Source organism: Mesorhizobium sp. M0815 (assembly GCF_040319995.1).
GTDB lineage: Bacteria > Pseudomonadota > Alphaproteobacteria > Rhizobiales > Rhizobiaceae > Mesorhizobium.
In genome coordinates this window covers 22470-40068 of the sequence record NZ_JAMYOU010000011.1, presented here as the reverse complement: position 1 = coordinate 40068, position 17599 = coordinate 22470, and the positions used below count along the sequence as shown (strand labels likewise).

The 17599-nt window shown below is 62.7% G+C and carries 17 protein-coding genes; 5 read left to right on the top strand and 12 right to left on the bottom strand.

Going from position 1 to position 17599, the window contains the following annotated elements; translation table 11 throughout:
• Positions 1 to 38: 38 nt before the first annotated feature.
• From NKI01_RS14455 to NKI01_RS14425, 7 genes are all read right to left on the bottom strand, one after another.
• A complete protein-coding gene (locus NKI01_RS14455) occupies positions 39 to 1145 on the bottom strand; it encodes an ABC transporter substrate-binding protein (RefSeq protein ID WP_023719042.1) in 1107 nt (368 codons plus the stop codon).
• Between the two features lie 244 nt (positions 1146 to 1389).
• Positions 1390 to 2562 (bottom strand): iron-containing alcohol dehydrogenase, encoded by a 1173-nt coding sequence (locus NKI01_RS14450; RefSeq protein WP_023719041.1) that lies wholly within the window; start codon positions 2560 to 2562, stop codon positions 1390 to 1392.
• 37 nt (positions 2563 to 2599) lie between these two features.
• A complete protein-coding gene (locus NKI01_RS14445) occupies positions 2600 to 3091 on the bottom strand; it encodes a DUF2569 domain-containing protein (protein ID WP_352494688.1) in 492 nt (163 codons plus the stop codon).
• Positions 3092 to 3133: 42 nt separating this feature from the next.
• Positions 3134 to 4522 (bottom strand): aldehyde dehydrogenase family protein, encoded by a 1389-nt coding sequence (locus NKI01_RS14440; protein WP_352494687.1) that lies wholly within the window; start codon positions 4520 to 4522, stop codon positions 3134 to 3136.
• A gap of 137 nt (positions 4523 to 4659) precedes the next feature.
• The gene (locus NKI01_RS14435; protein ID WP_352494686.1) at positions 4660 to 6030 is read right to left on the bottom strand and encodes a glutamine synthetase family protein; all 1371 of its coding nucleotides are present in this window, start codon (positions 6028 to 6030) and stop codon (positions 4660 to 4662) included.
• An 84-nt stretch (positions 6031 to 6114) separates the two neighbouring features.
• Complete coding sequence (locus tag NKI01_RS14430) at positions 6115 to 7683, bottom strand: amino acid permease (RefSeq protein ID WP_352494685.1); 1569 nt, start codon at positions 7681 to 7683, stop codon at positions 6115 to 6117.
• A gap of 22 nt (positions 7684 to 7705) precedes the next feature.
• Complete coding sequence (locus NKI01_RS14425; protein WP_023719036.1) at positions 7706 to 8530, bottom strand: N-formylglutamate amidohydrolase; 825 nt, start codon at positions 8528 to 8530, stop codon at positions 7706 to 7708.
• 145 nt (positions 8531 to 8675) lie between these two features.
• On the opposite strand from NKI01_RS14425, the gene NKI01_RS14420 reads away from it, so the two are divergent.
• The 3 genes from NKI01_RS14420 (at position 8676) to NKI01_RS14410 (ending at position 11369) form a co-directional block, all read left to right on the top strand.
• Entirely contained in the window at positions 8676 to 9503 is an 828-nt protein-coding gene (locus NKI01_RS14420) for a MurR/RpiR family transcriptional regulator (protein ID WP_023719035.1), read from the top strand.
• A 516-nt stretch (positions 9504 to 10019) separates the two neighbouring features.
• On the top strand, positions 10020 to 10835 hold the full coding sequence (locus tag NKI01_RS14415) for an SDR family oxidoreductase (protein WP_023719033.1): 816 nt from the start codon (positions 10020 to 10022) through the stop codon (positions 10833 to 10835).
• 39 nt (positions 10836 to 10874) lie between these two features.
• Complete coding sequence (locus tag NKI01_RS14410; protein WP_352857436.1) at positions 10875 to 11369, top strand: MaoC family dehydratase; 495 nt, start codon at positions 10875 to 10877, stop codon at positions 11367 to 11369.
• Between the two features lie 27 nt (positions 11370 to 11396).
• Here the strand turns inward: NKI01_RS14410 and NKI01_RS14405 are convergent, their stop codons facing one another.
• On the bottom strand, positions 11397 to 12098 hold the full coding sequence (locus NKI01_RS14405; RefSeq protein ID WP_156948069.1) for a hypothetical protein: 702 nt from the start codon (positions 12096 to 12098) through the stop codon (positions 11397 to 11399).
• 193 nt (positions 12099 to 12291) lie between these two features.
• Between NKI01_RS14405 and NKI01_RS14400 the strand changes: the two genes are divergently transcribed.
• Positions 12292 to 12933: a TetR/AcrR family transcriptional regulator gene (locus NKI01_RS14400; protein WP_352909126.1), complete on the top strand. Its 642-nt coding sequence runs from the start codon at positions 12292 to 12294 to the stop codon at positions 12931 to 12933.
• A gap of 190 nt (positions 12934 to 13123) precedes the next feature.
• Positions 13124 to 13363, top strand: a complete 240-nt coding sequence (locus NKI01_RS14395) for a DUF680 domain-containing protein (RefSeq protein ID WP_352484636.1) — start codon at positions 13124 to 13126, stop codon at positions 13361 to 13363.
• A gap of 100 nt (positions 13364 to 13463) precedes the next feature.
• Here the strand turns inward: NKI01_RS14395 and NKI01_RS14390 are convergent, their stop codons facing one another.
• From NKI01_RS14390 to NKI01_RS14375, 4 genes are read right to left on the bottom strand one after another with little or no spacing between them, the layout of a single operon-like run.
• Positions 13464 to 13688: a hypothetical protein gene (locus tag NKI01_RS14390; protein WP_023719028.1), complete on the bottom strand. Its 225-nt coding sequence runs from the start codon at positions 13686 to 13688 to the stop codon at positions 13464 to 13466.
• Positions 13689 to 13741: 53 nt separating this feature from the next.
• Positions 13742 to 14320 (bottom strand): sarcosine oxidase subunit gamma, encoded by a 579-nt coding sequence (locus NKI01_RS14385; RefSeq protein WP_352845533.1) that lies wholly within the window; start codon positions 14318 to 14320, stop codon positions 13742 to 13744.
• Positions 14313 to 17306: a sarcosine oxidase subunit alpha gene (locus NKI01_RS14380; RefSeq protein WP_352909124.1), complete on the bottom strand. Its 2994-nt coding sequence runs from the start codon at positions 17304 to 17306 to the stop codon at positions 14313 to 14315. Before NKI01_RS14380 ends, NKI01_RS14385 begins: the two co-directional genes overlap by 8 nt.
• Positions 17303 to 17599 (bottom strand): sarcosine oxidase subunit delta, encoded by a 297-nt coding sequence (locus tag NKI01_RS14375; RefSeq protein ID WP_023719025.1) that lies wholly within the window; start codon positions 17597 to 17599, stop codon positions 17303 to 17305. The genes NKI01_RS14380 and NKI01_RS14375 overlap by 4 nt, the downstream gene beginning before the upstream one ends.

Genomic DNA, 17599 nt, shown 5'->3' with positions numbered 1-17599 from the left:
TAGGGCGCCGGGCGGCGAACCGCCCAGCGCCCTATGAATTACTTCACGACGGCGCCAACGATGGCATCCCAGTTCGTGCTGATTTCCTTCTTGGCAGCGTTCTGTTCCTCCAAAGTAGGGAAGACCGCTTTTTCATAGTTCTCGGCGGCCGGCAGCTTGTCCAGCATCTCCTTCGGGATCACGCCCTTCTTGGCGAGATCGTTGAAGCGGATCGGGTGGCAGTAGCCCTTCAGCCAACCGAGCTGGCCTTCGTCCGAATAGAGATACTCCATCCACAACTTGGCGGCATTCGGGTGCGGCGCATAGGCACTGATCGCCTGAACGTAGACGCCTGCGACCACCGCTCCCTTTGGCACGACGATTTCAATTTCCGGATTGCCGGCCATCTTGTCGCGCATGGCAAGCAGGTTGTAGTCCCAGTTCATCACGATCGGCGTCGTGCCCTGGGCGACAGCTGCCGCTTCAGCGTCGACCGGCACGAAGTTGCCGGCATCGTTGAGCTGCTTGAAGAATTGCAGACCCTTGGCGGCGGCGTCCTGGCCGCCGGTACCACCAGCCGCGAGGCCCGAGGCGTAGACCGACATGACGGCGTTGTTCGACGTGCGCGGGTCACCGGCGAGCGCCACCGAGTTGGCATATTCCGGCTTCTGCAGGTCAGCCCAGTCCTGTGGCGCGTTCTGCACGACGGCTTTGTTCACGCCGAAGGCGAGCACGCCGTAGTAGTCGCCGGTCCAGAAGCCATCGGCATCCTTGGCGCTGTCAGGGATCGTATCCCAGGTCGACACCTTGTAGGGTTGGATCAGGTTATCTGCCTTGGCGGACGGGCCGAAAGACAGGCCGACGTCGATGACATCAGGCGCCTGCGGGCCTTTATTGTCCTTGTTGGCCTTGATCGCCTCGATCTCGTCGCCGGAGCCGGCATCGGGATTGAGTTCGTTGACGGTGATCCCCGGATATTTTGCCTTGAAGCCGGCGATGACGTCGCCATAGCCGCACCAGCTGTGCGGCAGCGCGATCGTGGTGAGCTGGCCTTCCGCCTTGGCTGCGGCGACCAGTTCATCCATGGACTGGGCCGACGAGATGGCAGAGGTCGCCATCAGGGCGACGGCCGAAAGGGAAAGCAGTTTTCCCGTGAATTTGAACATGTGTTCTCTCCGTTGAACTGACGCCGTTGGACGCCTGCGATGCGGTATCGTTTTCGTGTGACAGCCAGATGAAAGCTTTGTGAAAGCGATGCCCTGCAGTACGAAAAAGTAAACTCTTTTTAACCGGCTGTAGCAATCGCTACGCCGTTATTTTTCCGGCTAACTAGTTTCGGCCTTGCCTTTCATCCTTTCCCCCTTTCTTCGCCTCTTTTTTCCCAAATGGATTTGCAATGCTGAAGTTGCCTCAGACGGCGCCGGCAATGGCGTTTTCCAGCAGCGTCAGCGCCGCCTTCTTGGTCAGCTTGACCGGGTTGCCGCCGGCGGTCGGATCGACCACCGCCATGTCGGCGATCAGGCCCTTGCGCTTCTTGTCCATGTCGAGCCCCTTGATCAGGCCGGGCAGCGCGTGCGGCACCTTGAGCTCCTTGCGCAGCTTGACGATCGCCTTGGCAAAGCCGTCGAAACCGCCCTTGATGCCGCAATAGGCGGCGAGCCGGGCGATGCGCGGCTCGATCGCCTCGCGATTGAAGGCCAGCACATAGGGCATGAACACTGCGTTGGTCATGCCGTGGTGGGTGTCGTAGAGCGCGCCGATCGGATGCGACAGCGAATGAATGGCGCCAAGCCCTTTCTGGAAGGCGGCGGCCCCCATGGCGGCGGCGCTCATCATATTGGCGCGGGCGACCAGATCCTTGCCGTTGGCATAGGCTTTCGGCAGGTTTTCGAAGACCAGCCTGATGCCTTCCACGGCGATGCCGTCGGCCATCGGGTGATAGCCCGGCGCGCAATAGGCTTCGAGGCAGTGGGCGAGCGCATCCATACCGGTGCCGGCGGTGATGAAACCGGGCATGCCGACCGACAGTTCCGGATCGGCAATGACGATCGCCGGCAAAAGTTTCGGATGGAAGATGACCTTCTTGGTGTGGGTCGCTTCATTGGTGATGACGCCGGCGCGGCCGACCTCCGAGCCGGTGCCGGCCGTGGTCGGCACCGCGATGATCGGCGCGATCGCATCGGCATCGGCGCGCGTCCACCAGTCGCCGACATCCTCGAAATCCCAGACCGGCCGCGTCTGCCCGGCCTGGAAGGCGATCAGCTTGCCGAGGTCGAGTGCCGAGCCGCCGCCAAAGGCGATGACGCCGTCATGCTTGCCCTTCTTGAACACGGCGATGCCGGCGGTCAGGTTGGAATCGACCGGGTTCGGCTTGACCTCGGAAAACACGCCATACGGCACCTTGGCGTCGTCGAGGATCTTCAGCGTCGAGGCCACCACCGGCAGCTTGGCCAGTCCCGGGTCGGTGACGAACAGCGGCCGCTTGATGCCGGTCGCCGCCAGCACCTCCGGCAGTTCCTTGATGCGTCCGGCGCCGAAGCGGACGGTCGTCGGGTAATTCCATTTGGAAACGAGTTTTGTCATTTCGACCTTCTGACTGCTTTCATGCTCTCGGCTGTTGTTAATTCACAAAGGTATTGGCCACACGGTCTGACCGCATCATGTACGGAATCCAGATGGCTGCGGCCCAGACCGAACGGTAAATGTCGCGCATCGTTTCTTTATCGAACGCATCGTCCAGCGATGGAAAGCTGTCGGGAAAAGCCAGATACCCGGCCCATGAATCGACAACGGAATATATCGGCATCGCGAATGCCCAAATCATGTACCAGCCGGGGAATATCTGCCAGCGCTTGAACATGAAGAACAATAATAGGGCCGGGGCCGTAAGGTTTAGTATGCCGGATATCACCAATTCGACAACAATCAGCACACCTTGGGACAAACTGAAGGCCTGCCAGTTCTGTAACATGCCGAGATAGTCGGTATTGTGCAATTGTACCAACCCTAGTATCGGGGTGAGCATCAACCCGAGCATCGGCAGGACAAGCCAACCGCCGATACCCTCGGGACCTTCACGATCCGGCAGCGCCGATTGTTGCGTATCCGCCATTACTCCCTCTCAACAGCGATCGTTGGCTTGCCGATCGCCACCTTAGATCACCTCGCGCAGATGGTATGATTTCGGCCTGGTCAGATTGTCGTAGCCGATGGCCGACAGTGCCGCGCCCTTGCCGGTGTCCTTGACGCCGGTCCAGACCAGCGCCGGATCGAGATAGTCGCAGCGGTTCATGAACACGGTGCCGGTCTCGACGCGATCGCCGATCGCCGCCGCATGGTCCGTGTCGCGCGTCCAGATCGAGGCCGTCAGCCCATAGGGGCTGTCGTTCATCAGCGCGATCGCCTCCTCGTCGTGGCGCACCTTCATGATACCGACGATCGGGCCAAAGCTTTCCTCGCGCATCACGCTCATCTGGTGGTCGACCTGGGTAAGCACTTCCGGCGCCAGATAGGGCGAGCCTTGCCTGTCGTTAGCCACCTTCATGTCGATGTGCGCCTTGGCGCCCTTGCGTAGCGCCTCCGCCTTTTGCTCGCGGATCAGGTCGGCGAAGCGCGCCTGCGCCATCGGCCCCATAGTGGTCGCCTGGTCGAGTGGATTGCCGACGACGTAGTTCCTGGTCTCGGCGATGAAGCCTTCGACGAATTCGTCGTAGACCTTCTCGTGGACATAGACGCGCTCGATGCCGCAGCAGCACTGGCCGGAATTGAAGAAGGCGCCGTCGACCAGATTGGCAACGGCATGGTCCATCTTGGCATCCGGCAGCACATAGGCCGGATCCTTGCCGCCAAGCTCGAGGCCGAGCGTCATGAAGGTGCCCGCCGCCGCCTTTTCGATGGCGCGGCCGCCGGCGACCGAGCCGGTAAAGTTGACATGGTCGATCTTGCCGGAGCCGAGCAGCCTTTCGGTCTGCGCATGGTTCAGAACGAGGTTCTGGAACAGGCCCTTGGGCAGGCCGGCTCTGTCGAACGCCTGCTGAAACCGTTCGCCGACCAACAATGTCTGTGCCGCGTGCTTGAGGATGACGGCGCTGCCCGCCATCAGCGCGGGCACGATCGTGTTGACGGCAGTGAGATAGGGATAGTTCCACGGCGCGATCACCATGACCACGCCGAGCGGCACCTTCTTCACATAGCGGCGAAAGCCGTGCTTCGGGTTGGAAGCCATGACCGGCTTCAGTGCCGCCTCGGCGATCTCGACCATGTAGCTGACGCGTTCCTTGACGCCGCCGAACTCACCGCCATAACGCACCGGCCGGCCCATCTGCCAGGCGATCTCCGGCACGATCTCGTCGCTCATGGCGACCAGCGCTTCCAGCATGGCAAGCATGTACTTGCCGCGCTCGACGACCGGCGTCTGCGCCCACTTCTCCTGCGCCGCCTTGGCACGTTCGACCGCGGCACCGATCGCCTGGTCCGTGGCCAGAGGCCGTTCGGCATAGATCGAACCGTCGATGGGGGATTTTATCTTGACCGTTTCGGTCATGCCTTGGGTCCTCACATTCTACAATAATTCTCGTTGGTGACGCCGCTCTAGAAGGGACGAAACACCGGCGTTGGCCCCGTTCTTCACAGAGAGCGGGTAAAGGTGAGGGGCGGGCGGCGCCGACGTTGCCAGGTCATTTAATACCGCTCGAACCCCCTGTGCAGTTCCCAGTCGGTAATCCGGCGGTCGTATTCGAACTGTTCCCAGTGTGCCGTGTGGACGTAATGTTCCAGCACATCGTCGCCGAGTGCCTGCCTCAGCATCTTCGATTCCACCAGCGTCGCGGTAGCGTCGCGCAATGTCTTTGGAATTTCAGGCAACTGCGAGGCCTGGTAGGCGTCGCCGACGAAGGGCTTCTGCAGTTCAAGCTTTTCATCGATGCCGGCAAGCCCGGCCGCGATCAGCGCGGCGAAAGCCAGATAGGGGTTCAAATCGGCACCGCCGATGCGGCATTCCATGCGGATGCCCTTGGTGCCCTCGCCGCAAAGACGGAAACCGGCGGTGCGGTTGTCCTCGCTCCACATGATCTTGGTCGGCGCAAAGGTGCCGGCCTGGAAGCGCTTGTAGGAGTTGATGTAGGGCGCCAGGAACCAGGTGAATTCCTTGGCATATTTGAGCTGGCCGGCCGCCCATTGCTGGCCGAGTGTCGACAGCGTCCACTCAGCATTTTTGTCGTAGAACAACGGCGTCTTGCCGTCGGCGCTCCATAGCGAATTGTGGATGTGGCTGGAATTGCCGGCGAGTCCGTAATTGTACTTGGCCATGAACGAGATCGCCTTGCCTTCGGACTCGGCGATTTCCTTCGCGCCGTTCTTCAGGATGACGTGGCGATCGGCCATGTCGAGCGCCTCGGCATAGCGAACATTGATCTCTTCCTGGCCGGGACCCCACTCGCCCTTGGAATTCTCGATCGGGATGCCGGCCGCCTCCATCTCGTTGCGCAGCCGGCGCATGACGCCCTCTTCCTTGGTGGTGATGCCGATCTGGTAGTCGCCGATATAGGGCGATGCCGTCTCGAGGCCTTGCCAGTGCTTCCTGCGGGCGGAATCGTAGGTCTCGCTGAACAGATAAAATTCGAGCTCGGACGCGAAATAGCCGATATAGCCGCGTTCCTGCAGCCGCTTGACCTGCTTCTTCAGCATGGCGCGCGGCGAATGCGCCAGGTCGTCATGGGTATGGTGGTCGAGCACGTCGCAGATCACCAGCGCCGTCTTCTCCAGCCACGGAATGCGCCGCAGCGTCGCAAGGTCCGGCTTCATGACGAAATCGCCATAACCCTTCGACCAGCTCGCCGCCTTGTAACCGGGCACCGGTTCCATATCGATGTCGGCGGCCAACAGATAGTTGCAGCCATGCGTCTCGTCATGCGCGGAATCGACGAAATACCGGGCCAGGAACCGCTTGCCCGCAAGCCGCCCCTGCATGTCGACGATGCAGGCCAGCACGGTGTCGACCTCGCCGCTGGAGACCGCTTGCTTCAACTGATCGAACGAGAAATTTCCGGCCATTCTTACGGCACTCCAGCGCTAGTCGTTTTGAAAAGGGAATGAAACCATGGCCGGCGCGATGCCGGCCATGGTCATGAGAGAGCGTCAGGCGCCGGCTTCGCCGACAGCTATCTCGGCTGCCTTGATCGCCGCCTGGCGCTTCGCGATCTGGTCGCCGATGGGCGGACCCTGGAAGCGGCGGTTCTCGAAACCGAACCAAAGCACCGCAGTCAGTACAATGAAGCCCAGGGTGATATAGAGCACTTTGTCGTTCGGCGGCTGGATGGCGATGTAGAAGATGATCGCCATGCCGATGACCGACAGGATGCAAAACAGCTTGAACAGGCCGGCACCGAGATTCCATGGGCCGGGATTCGGCCATTTCGCCGTTCCGAAAGCCATCATGCCGAGCGCGATCGGAATGGTGAAGGACAGGAACAGGAACACCAGCGTCGAATTGACGACGATGGTGTAGATGTTGGTGCCGCCGATCGAAATGAACTGGGCAAGAAAGACATAGATGATCTCGAGGATCGCAGCTGTCCAGATGGCATTGACCGGCGTGCGCCAGGTTGGGCTGACTTTGGCGAGCCCGGCCGAACCGACCGGCATGCCGCCGTCGCGAGAGAAGGCAAACAGCATGCGCGAGGCCGAGGTCACCGTAGCGAGGCCGCAGAGGAACTGCGAGATCAGGATGGCCAGATAGAGCAGTGTCCTTAACCATCCTGGCAAGATCGCGTTCATGGTTTCGAAGAACACGGCCCACCCTTGCTTGGCGCCTGCCGCCATATCCGGAATTGCCAGCACGATCGCGCACAGCATCACCCAGCCGATCAGCGACGACCAGAGCACGGATGAAACGATTGCCCGCGGAACCGAGTGCGCCGCCCTCAACGTTTCTTCCGAGGTATGCGCCGACGCATCATAGCCAGTAATGGTGTAAACCGGCAGCAGCAGGCAGAGCAGGAAGAGATACGTCATGGAATCGGACTGCGGGAAAACACCGCCGCCCGCATCGCCCGAATAGTTCGTGAACGTCCACAACCGGGTGATGTCGATCGCTGGAGCAAACACCAGGCAGGCGACGATCAGCACCGCCGTCGCTCCGAGAATCAGGAAGCCGGACGCATCCGTCAGCATGGCGGTCAGCTTGATGCCGAAATGGTTGAACAGCGCCTGAAGGACCGTGATAATGGCAACAAAACCAACGACTTGAGCCGGAGACGCAACACCGTCGGTGGTAAGCCCTGCGCCGAAGGTCCCGTAGAAAAACAAAGACGTTCCGATGTTGATCGCGCCGAGCACGGTGATCAGGCCGAGCAAATTGAGCCATGCGGTAAGCCAGCCAGTGAAACGGTTCCCCAGAATGGATGCCCAGTGATAGAGGCCGCCGGCGGTCGGAAATGCCGAGGCGATCTGGGCCATGGCGAGCGCGAAAAATCCCGAAACCATGCACCCGACGATCCAGCCGATACCAGCGCCGGCGCCACCGATGGACGATGTCGCCTGCGCGAAGGAATTGATGCCGCCTGAGAGGATGCAGATGATCGAGAACGAGATCGCGAAATTCGAGAAGCGGCTCATGCTTCGCGACAGTTCCTGAGCATAGCCCATTCCGTGGAGAACTTTCAGGTCCTCCTTCTTGTCACCTTCGCTGTAACCCGGTGCTACCATTTTGAAGTCCCCTTTTGGTTTCTTAGCTGGCCGATTGAACTGACTTTCCGACTGCGCTTGGTCTGGAGGCCTTGGCCGCTTCGGGCTCCAGATTGAGAAAAATACCCGTGAGCAGATCCGCCCATTTCCGCTGCCCGGCTGCGCCGGAGATCTCGTCGTTGCGGATTTCGATCATTGCGCAGGGCAGCCCGCGCGAGCGGGCATGGCGTTCCAGCGTGAAATAGACGCGGTCGGCCGGCGAATAGGGTTCGTTGACGCCGACGGTGACGCCGGCGACCCGCTGCAGCGCCGCGATCAGCGGCGCCGCCAGCCGGCGGTCCTCGTCGTGGATAACGCCGATATGCCAGGGCCGGCTGCCGCCCTTGTAGACCGGGGTGAAAGAATGGACCGAGACCAGCCGCGTCTCCCGTCCGGCCGCCAGGCGCTCGTCGATGATCGTCGCGATCCGGTCGTGGAACGGCCGCCAAGCGAGCGCGATGCGCGCCTCCCGCTGATCGGCCGAAAGCCCCTGATTGGCCGGGACCACGGTTTTTTCGCTGGCGCTGACCGTCACTATCAGGTCCGGTGCATCGAGCGGGCGGTTGCAGTCGATGACGAGCCGCGAAATGCAGGTCTCGACCAGCGTCGCATCGAGTGCCTCGGCCATGCGGCGCGCCACCGGCAAGGCGCCGGGATCCCAGGCGATGTGGCGGGAAAGCTCCTCGGCGGCAAGTCCGAGCGTTCCGAATTCCGGCGGCAGGAAATTGGAGGCGTGGTCGCAGGTTAGCACGAAAGGGCTCAATCCGCCGGGGTTCGTCACCCTTACGGTTTCAGGCGATGCAAGGCTGGCGGGCCGTGCTGTCTCCATTGTCTGCCGTCCCCGGGGAGCGCTGTACCGTATGTTACGTATTTTGCCTCATTGCGTCCCTACGGATGATTTCATACAGTTTGGCCGGCTTTGTCAAACGCGATTTCGATAATGCGGTAACGGCCCGGCCAGGGTGGGGAAAAACATGGTTTCCAGCATTGCCGAACTGATCTCCGACCGCATCGGCACCATGCCGGCCGGCGAGCGGCGCGCAGCGCAAACGCTGATCGCCAGCTATCCGCTGATCGGGCTGAAGACGGTCGCCGAATTCTCGGCTGCCGCCGGCGTATCGTCGCCGACGATCCTGCGTTTCGTCGCCCGGCTCGGCTTCCAGAACTATCCGGAATTCCAGTCGGCGCTGCAAGACGAACTGGCGGCGCAATTGCAGTCGCCGGCCTCGCGCACGCTCAATCCGCCATCGCCGGGCAGCAGCGCCGTGTCGCCGATGCTGGAAGCGACGCTCGACAATATGCGCGAGACCTTCCGGCACCTTTCGGATAAGCAGCTTGCCGACATCGTCGCCAAGCTGGCCGACCGGCGCGGCAAGACATTCCTGATCGGTGGCCGCTTCACCGACCCGCTGGCGCGCTACATGGCCGCCCACCTCGCCATCATCCAGCCCAACGTTTTTCACCTCGGCGGGCAGGAAAGCGTCTGGCGCGACCGGCTGATCGACATGGGTAAACGCGACGTGCTGGTGATCTTCGACATCAGGCGCTACCAGGACAGCCTTGTCCGCTTCGCCGAGACGGCCAACCAGCGTGGCGTGCAGATCGTGCTGTTTACCGACCAGTGGCTGTCGCCGATCGCCCGCTTCGCCCGCCACGTCATCGCCGGGCGCACCGCCGTGCCTTCGGCCTGGGACTCATCCGCCGCACTTTTCGTCGTCGTCGAAACGCTGATCGGCGCCGTCACAAGGCAGCTCGAGGCCGACGGCACCAAACGCATCCGCGAGTTGGAAAGCCTACGGTAAAGCGGCCCTTCGGGCGAACGGTCTTCGTTGGGGTCTAGTCAACCAAAAGGCTGACCATCTGCAGGATCAGGATCAGCAAAAAGACGCCAAAGACAGACGCAAAGACCGCTGCCAACAGGACGATGCGTTGTTTCTTACCCACAGCTCCCTCGGGAAGGCATAGCTCCCCCACGATCACGAACGTCAGTCCTGCCTATCGCTCGGCTACCGTCCCAAGTCCTCAAGATCTGCCTGCGGCTTGGGCGGAGGAGTAATGACGAGTTGCTTCACGCGCGAAATGAACCGCTGGCCAAGGTGCTCGCTTAGGGGGACGGCTGCATCATTCATCCGACCCATGTCACGGCCGAATGACCACCTTGCTGCTGGGGCTTAACCATTTCAGCCGCAAGGGGTGCCATCGCCCCACTCCAGCTACTTTACCCGTGGCAAGGGTGATCGAAGTTCGGCTAGCCTTGGCGACGCGAAGCCGCTCCTTGACCCACCATCAAACAGCGGTGAACTGCGCGGAGGATTTCGATGAGCTATCTGGACGAGCTGTTCTCAGTCGCCGGCAAGACGGCGCTGGTCACCGGCGCCGCCACCGGCATCGGCCGCATGGCGGCGACCGCTCTGGTCAGGGCCGGCGCCTCGGTGATGATTGCCTCGCGCAAGGGCGAGGATTGCGCCAAGGTAGCGGACGAGCTGAACGGGCTTGGGGCATCCGGCCGGGCCGAGGGTTTCGCCGGCGACGTGTCCAGCGAGGCCGGCATTGCAGCGCTTGTCGCCGAGGTCAGGGCGCGGACCGAACGGCTGCATATCCTGGTCAACAATGCCGGCATCTCCTGGGGCGCGCCGCTGGAAAGCTTTCCCTATCATGCCTGGGCCAAGGTGTTCGGCGTCAACGTCACTGCGGTCTTCTATGTGACGCGCGAATTGCTGCCTCTGCTCGAGGCCGCTGCCAGCGAGGCCGACCCGGCCCGGGTAATCAATCTGGGATCGGTGATGGGCACGCAGCCGTTGGCCGAAGACGCTTACTCCTACTCGGCCTCGAAGGCTGCGGTTCACCACCTGACACGCATCCTGGCGATCGAGTTGGCCGCCCGACGCATCACCGTCAACGCCTTTGCGCCCGGCCCTTTCCAGAGCCGGATGACGGCCTTCGCCACCGGCACCGAAGACCAGGCAAGACATGTCGGCAACCACGTTCCGATCGGCCGCATCGGCGCACCGGATGACATTGCCGGCGCAACGCTCTATTTGTGCAGCCGTGCCGGCAGCTATGTCACCGGCGCCATCCTGCCGATCGATGGCGGGCAGTCGGTGCAACACGGGCTGACATTGTTCAAGGAATGAGACGCACGCCATCCGGCGAGTGAAATGCCGGGGGTGAAGATGGAGGACATCAGCGTGGAACCGATCAGTCTCGATGTGCTTCTGGCCAACGTCGGCAAGGAAGTCGGCGTGTCGCCATGGCGGGTGGTCACGCAGCGCATGATCGACCAGTTCGCCGATGCCACCGACGACCATCAGTTCATCCATTGCGATCCGGAGCGCGCCAGGAGCGCGACGCCGTTCGGCGGCACCATCGCGCACGGCTTCCTGTCGCTTTCGCTGTTGTCGGCAATGACCTTCGAAACCATGCCGCCGCTGGAAAACAGCAAGATGGGCGTCAATCACGGCTTCGATTCGCTGCGCTTCCTGGCGCCGGTGAAAACCGGCTCGCGCATCCGCACCCGCTTCGTGCTGGCCGATGTCAAGGTCAGGCCGTCGGGCTGGGTGCAGACTGCGCACGACGTGACGATCGAGATCGAGGGCTCGAAAAAACCGGCGCTGACCGCGCGCTGGCTGACGCTGACGCTGATCGAACGCCAGCCGGAAGCGGTTTGACTGGCATCCGGGCCTGGGAACCTAAATCTATTTGGCTTCGGCCGCGACGTACTTCATGTGGCGGCTCACCTGCAGCGCAATGTAGACGACCAATGAGCAACCGATTGGGAACACGATCTCGTTGAGGCCGGTTGCGATAGCCTGTGGCAGTGCCAGAGCAGCGTCGTTCGCCGCGGCCGTCTCAATCGTCAGCACCGTGATGCCGCCACCGAATACCGCGCCTATCAGGGCGCCTGCCAGCGCGAAATGAAGCGGTCGGGGTTCTTCCTTCGATGCCAGCGACGCCAGTATCCAGCCGAGCAGCCCGTATTCGATCGCCCGCAGGACGCCCAGCGTCGTGAGCGACAGGATGGCCGGCTTTGCCGCCGCGTCGAGCGCGCTGACCATGACCTTTTGCGTCCCCTTGGCGATGCCCATGGCCAGCGGTGCCGAGATCGCGGCGATCAGGCCGCCGAGCGAGGCTCGCACTTTGGCGAGCGCCGTGCCGAGGCTGACGCCGGCGCAGACGAAGAACGACCAGGTCACGCCTTGCGCCAGTTCGATCAGGATCAGCGTCGTCGCCGGGTAGGAACCTGCCGCAAATCTGACGGTCAGAATGAGAGCCTCCATGGCGAAGCCGAGCGCGATCGCCAGCCATGCGACCATGACGACGCGCCTGAGCGCCATCCTGGCGCGATGGGAAAGCGGGTTCACGTCCGGCACGCCGGACGAAAGCTCAGTCAGGGCCATGTTGGCCTCCCAGATCACAATTCTTGCAGAGCCGCGAATTAGCGTTTGTCTGTAACAGTCCGATGTTGCCGGCTTTATTGCCGGGTTACATCGTTTTGTGACGTCAAGCTTCTGCTTCGTGCCACCCTTGCCCGACGTCGTACAGCGTATATATGCTGCATCCAGCCATCAGTAATTAAAGGCAGTCGAACAATTGCAGCTAAGCGTCCAGGAGCGCCGCGAAAAACAAAAGGCCGAACTGCGTTCCGAACTTGTCGACGCCGCGCACAAGCTTGTCCAGGAAGAAGGCTATGACGGCCTCACCATCCGCAAGCTCGCCAAGCGCGTCGGCTATGCGCCGATGTCGGTCTATTCCTATTTCGCCGACAAGCAGGACATCCTGTTCGCGTTGGCCGAAAACGCCTTCGAGACCCTGGCCAGGCACATCGAAAATCATACGGCCGACGACCCGATCGAGGCGCTCAAGGCGGTGCTGGTCGAATATGCCGCCTTCGGGCTCGAGAATCCCAACGAATACCGCACCGTCTTCATGACCGAAAAAGTCAGGCCGCCGGCCGGCAAGACGTTCGCCGAAATGCAGAGCGGCAACCCGGCGATGAAAGTGCTGATCGAGAGGGTCGAGGCCTGCGTTGCCGCCGGCAGGCTCAAGGGCGATCCGCGCGCCATCGCCACCATGCTGTGGGCGGTCGGCCACGGCGCCATCTCGCTGCTGATCACCTTCCCGTTCTACCCGTTCGGCGACCAGACGACGTTCATCACACGGATCGGCGACATCATGCTCGAAGCCATCGCCGCGCACGAGATTGCGCCCCTCGGCCCGCCGGTCAACTGCTGAGGAGCGGCGCTCCTCCCGATCTGTAAAATCTTTCTCCGAACGATCCGCGCTCCGGTGCCGAGCGTCCGGCAATTCCTGCGCCTAATTTCTCCGTACGTGTACGATTTTTGCTTGAACTCCCTCAGCTTGGGCGTATCTGTACGCAATACCGTACATGTACGAATTCACTAGCTGGAACCGGAGACCGATCATGAAGAAGGCAATTCTCACGCTCGCCGCCCTGCTGGCGCTCTCTGGCGCCGCAATTGCCGGCAGCAATCAGACAGGCAAGCAAGAAGCGGCCTGCATCGACACCAAGACCGATGTGAAGCTCGATTGCGCGCCGACCGGATCGCTTGAAAATGCCGATACCGAGACCCACAAGGCCGGCAGCAAGGGCCCGAGGCTCGGCATCGGCATCGACCCGTGGATCGTGCCCAGCAGCTTCTGAGCCGACCGGCGATAATATGCGGCGATGAACCGAAAGGGCGGCAGCAATTTCCGGCCGCCTATCTTGCCGGCCTCAGCCCTGCTTTATCGCGCCGTGCAGATCACTTCTTACGCTTCTGTCCCGCCACCCTCTTCGCCTTGCCGGGTCTTGCCGGCGCGCCGGGAATGGCCGTTCCGGTGATCGACACCGGATCGCTGGCCGGAAACGTATCCTCGAGGCCTTCCTCGAGTTCCTCTTCGACATCCGCCTCAGTGCGCTGCTCGTGTTCGAAAGAGCGCACGGCCGGCGTCTTGGCCGGCAACTTCGGCGCGGAGTTCGACGGCATTTGCATTCTCCCTCGGCTCGCTGTCGCAGAACGGCTGGGCGCGGCGAACATTGCTATGCTGCCGCGTCGCGCGCTGCCTCCGACAGAAAAGTAAAGACATAGTCGGAGAAGGAACGCCAGCATTCGACGCGGAACGCGTCGGCCGCCGTGCGCAACAGCACGATTTCGACCTTGCCGAGAATGGTGCGCGACGCCGCCCCGACCGGAAAGGCGTCGAGCGACAGATCCTGCGGGCAGCCGGCATTGATCGTCGCCGCGGCCGCCGGACCGGTGACCGATATCGCGACATTGCGGTGCGAGATGCCAACCGCCGAATGCAGCGCGGAAATCTTGGCGCAATCGGCGAGTGGATCTTTGCCGCTCTCATCGATGACCAGCCATTCGTCCGGCCCGAGCCACAAGGCGGTGCGTCCAACCTTTGCCGCCGAGGTTTTCGGCCTTTGCGGCAGGGCGACCCCGAGTGCTTTCGAAAGTGCCGCGATCGAGGCGTCCGGCGCGCGCAGCGATATGCGTTCGGCCGGCGGCAGCACGGCAAGTGTGACGGCGGTGGCGGAAAGCGACTGGCCGGCGAGAGCCGGACGGCGTTCGACCGACGGCCCGGCGACGGCGGTTTTCACAGCGGCCTTAGCCATTGAGGCGCTCCCCCTTCTCGTCGAAGAACACCATACCGGTAACCTCCACCTCAATCACCCCGTTCGGCATCGGTACATAGAGCGTCTTGCCTATGCAATCGCGGCCGCCGGCAACCAGCCCCAGTGCGATCGAGCGGCCGCAATTTTGCGACCAATAGCTCGACGTGACATGGCCGATCATCTTCATCGGGATTGCCTGCTTCGGGTCCGCGACGATCTGCGCTCCCTCCTCCAGCACCACCTTGGCATCCCTGGTCTTCAGGCCGACAAGCTGCTTGCGGCCCTTGGCGACCAGATCCGGCCGCGCCATGCCGCGAATGCCGACGAAGTCGGCCTTCTTCTTGCCGACCGCCCAGTCGAGCCCGGCGTCGTTCGGCGTCACTGTGCCGTCGGTATCCTGGCCGACGATGATGTAGCCCTTTTCGGCGCGCAGCACATGCATCGACTCGGTGCCGTAGGCACAGGCGCCATGCTTCTGGCCCTCGGCCCATAGCGCTTCCCAGACCGCCTCGCCGTAATCGGCCGGCACATTGACCTCGAAGCCGCGCTCGCCGCTGAACGACATGCGAAACAGCCTGGTCGGTACGCCGCAGATCCGGCCTTCGCGCACCGACATATGCGGCAGCGCCTCATCCGACATGTCGATGCCCTCGACCAGCGGTGCGATGATGTCGCGAGACTTCGGCCCCTGCACGGCAATGACCGCCCACTGCTCGGTGATCGAGGTCAGCCAGACGTTGAGATGCGGGAACTCGGTTTGGAGATAGTCCTCCATATGGTTCATGACGCGCGGCGCGCCGCCGGTCGTCGTCGTCACGTGGAAACGGTCGGGTGCAAGCCTGCCAACGACACCGTCGTCATAGATGAAACCGTCCTCGCGCAGCATGATGCCGTAGCGGCAGCGGCCGGGCTCGAGCTTCTCCCATGGATTGGTGTAGAGCAGTTCCATGAATTTGGCCGCATCCGGCCCGACCACCTCGATTTTGCCCAGCGTCGAGGCGTCGAACAGGCCGGCCGTCTTGCGCACCGTGACGCATTCGCGGTCGACGGCCGCATGTATGTCCTCGCCCGGCTTCGGGAAATACCAGGCGCGCTTCCACTGGCCGACATCCTCGAACATCGCGCCTTGACGCTCTGCCCAGGGATGGATCGCCGTCTTGCGGGTCGGGTCGAACAGGGGACCCCGCGCATGCCCGACGATCGAGCCGAACGTCACCGGCGTATAGGGCGCACGGAACGTCGTCAGCCCGACCTGCGGGATCGGCTTGCCCAACGTCTCGGCGGCAATCGCCAGGCCGTGCATGTTGGAGGTCTTGCCCTGGTCGGTCGCCATGCCGTTGGTGGTGAAGCGCTTGACGTGCTCGATCGAGCGCATGCCCTCATGCACCGCCTGGCGGATGTCCTTGGCGGTGACGTCGTTCTGGAAGTCGACGAACGCCTTTACCGTCGTTTCTGCCCCGGCGCCGGGCGCCGCACCCAGCATGCCGCGCGACCAGCTCTCGCCGACATCGACTTTCGGCTTGGTGCCCTTGGCTGGCTTGCTGCCGGCTTCCTTGGCCGCCTTGACGCCCGCTGCATAGGCCTCGTCGATGGTCGCCGACAGCCCGTCCGTGCCGTTGCAGGCGCCGACCGAGCCGCAATCCTGTGCATAAATGCCGGGCACGAAGCGCTTGGTCTCGTCGTTGAAGGCAACCTTGCCGCGCGATTGCGAGAACAGATGCACCGACGGCGTCCAGCCGGCCGACATCAGGATTGCGTCGACCGGCATGGTGCGCTCGCCGCCGCCATTCTTCGGTTGCACGGTCATCGACGACACGCGCAATTTGCCGCCGGCGCGGATCACCGCGCGGCCGAAATTGATCTCGATGCCGAGCGCCCTCGCCTCGTCGATCACCGGCCCGGTCGGATTGTCGCGCAGATCGACGATCGCCGCCACGTTGATGCCGGCCTTCTTCAGGTCGATCGCCGCCGCATAGGCGGAATCGTTCGCCGTATAGACGCCGATATTCCTGCCGACCGCGACGCCGTAATGGTTGAGATAGGTGCGCGCCGCCGACGCCAGCATGACGCCGGGACGGTCGTTGTCGGCAAACACCATGTGGCGCTCGATGGCGCCGGTCGCCAACACCACGCGTTTGGCGCGAACCTGCCACAGCCGCTCGCGCGGCAGGTCGCGGCCGGGGCTCTGCAGATGGTCGCTGACGCGCTCAACCAGTCCGACGAAATTCTGCGCGTAATAGCCGAAGGCCGTGGTGCGCGGCAGTACGCGGACATTGTCCATCGCGCTCAACTTGGCGAGAGCGGATTGCGCCCAGGAAAAGCCGTCCTGGCCTTCGATCTTCGCCCCGCTCTCGAAGCGAAGGCTGCCGCCGAATTCCGCCTGCTCGTCGGCAAGGATGACGCGCACGCCGGTTTCGGCGGCAGCCAATGCCGCGGCAATACCCGCCGCACCACCGCCAAGCACCAGCACCTCGCAATGGGCGAAGCGCGCCGAATAATGGTCGGGATCCGGCTGGTCGGGGGCGACGCCGAGACCGGCCGCGGCCCGGATCTTAGGCTCGTAGAGGTTCTTCCACGCAGCCTTCGGCCACATGAAGGTCTTGTAGTAGAAGCCGGCCGAAAGCATCGGCGAGGCGATGCTGCTGACCGCACCGATGTCGAAGGCGAGCGACGGCCAGCGGTTCTGCGACTGTGCCGTCAGCCCGTCATAGAGTTCCTGCACCGTGGCGCGGACGTTCGGCGTCTTGCGTGCCGCGTCGCGCTTGATCTCGACCAGCGCGTTCGGCTCTTCGGCGCCGGCCGACAGGAAGCCGCGCGGCCGGTGGTATTTGAACGAGCGGCCGACGAGATGGACGCCATTGGCAAGCAGCGCCGAGGCCAGCGTGTCGCCCTCGATGCCGGTATAGGGGCGGCCGTCGAAGCTGAAGCCAGCTATCTTTGCCTGCTTGAGCCGCCCGGCGCCGGCAATGCGGAACGTCGCGCTCATTTGGCGGCTCCCGGCAGCTTCGCCGGCTTTGGCTCGCCGGCCTTGTAGGTCATCAGGAACCTGTCGCTGACGGTGTCGCGCACGGCGTTGAAGAAGCGCGCGCAGCCATGCATGTGCCGCCACCGCTCATAGATGATCCCCTTGGGATTGGAGCGGATGAAGAAGAACTTTTCGAAGTCGTCGTCGCTCTCGCCGGCGATGTTTGGGGAACGCGCAATATGCGCCTCACCGGCGTTGCGGAATTCGAGCTCGGGACGCTCTTCCTCGCAATAGGGGCAGCGGATGAGAAGCAT

Bases quoted from the DNA above. Each gene is read 5' to 3' on its own strand.
- NKI01_RS14455 (WP_023719042.1), bottom strand. From the start codon at position 1,145: ATGTTCAAATTCACGGGAAAACTGCTTTCCCTTTCGGCCGTCGCCCTG.
- NKI01_RS14450 (WP_023719041.1), bottom strand. From the start codon at position 2,562: ATGACAAAACTCGTTTCCAAATGGAATTACCCGACGACCGTCCGCTTC.
- NKI01_RS14445 (WP_352494688.1), bottom strand. From the start codon at position 3,091: ATGGCGGATACGCAACAATCGGCGCTGCCGGATCGTGAAGGTCCCGAG.
- NKI01_RS14440 (WP_352494687.1), bottom strand. From the start codon at position 4,522: ATGACCGAAACGGTCAAGATAAAATCCCCCATCGACGGTTCGATCTAT.
- NKI01_RS14435 (WP_352494686.1), bottom strand. From the start codon at position 6,030: ATGGCCGGAAATTTCTCGTTCGATCAGTTGAAGCAAGCGGTCTCCAGC.
- NKI01_RS14430 (WP_352494685.1), bottom strand. From the start codon at position 7,683: ATGGTAGCACCGGGTTACAGCGAAGGTGACAAGAAGGAGGACCTGAAA.
- NKI01_RS14425 (WP_023719036.1), bottom strand. From the start codon at position 8,530: ATGGAGACAGCACGGCCCGCCAGCCTTGCATCGCCTGAAACCGTAAGG.
- NKI01_RS14420 (WP_023719035.1), top strand. From the start codon at position 8,676: ATGGTTTCCAGCATTGCCGAACTGATCTCCGACCGCATCGGCACCATG.
- NKI01_RS14415 (WP_023719033.1), top strand. From the start codon at position 10,020: ATGAGCTATCTGGACGAGCTGTTCTCAGTCGCCGGCAAGACGGCGCTG.
- NKI01_RS14410 (WP_352857436.1), top strand. From the start codon at position 10,875: ATGGAGGACATCAGCGTGGAACCGATCAGTCTCGATGTGCTTCTGGCC.
- NKI01_RS14405 (WP_156948069.1), bottom strand. From the start codon at position 12,098: ATGGCCCTGACTGAGCTTTCGTCCGGCGTGCCGGACGTGAACCCGCTT.
- NKI01_RS14395 (WP_352484636.1), top strand. From the start codon at position 13,124: ATGAAGAAGGCAATTCTCACGCTCGCCGCCCTGCTGGCGCTCTCTGGC.
- NKI01_RS14390 (WP_023719028.1), bottom strand. From the start codon at position 13,688: ATGCCGTCGAACTCCGCGCCGAAGTTGCCGGCCAAGACGCCGGCCGTG.
- NKI01_RS14385 (WP_352845533.1), bottom strand. From the start codon at position 14,320: ATGGCTAAGGCCGCTGTGAAAACCGCCGTCGCCGGGCCGTCGGTCGAA.
- NKI01_RS14380 (WP_352909124.1), bottom strand. From the start codon at position 17,306: ATGAGCGCGACGTTCCGCATTGCCGGCGCCGGGCGGCTCAAGCAGGCA.
- NKI01_RS14375 (WP_023719025.1), bottom strand. From the start codon at position 17,599: ATGCTTCTCATCCGCTGCCCCTATTGCGAGGAAGAGCGTCCCGAGCTC.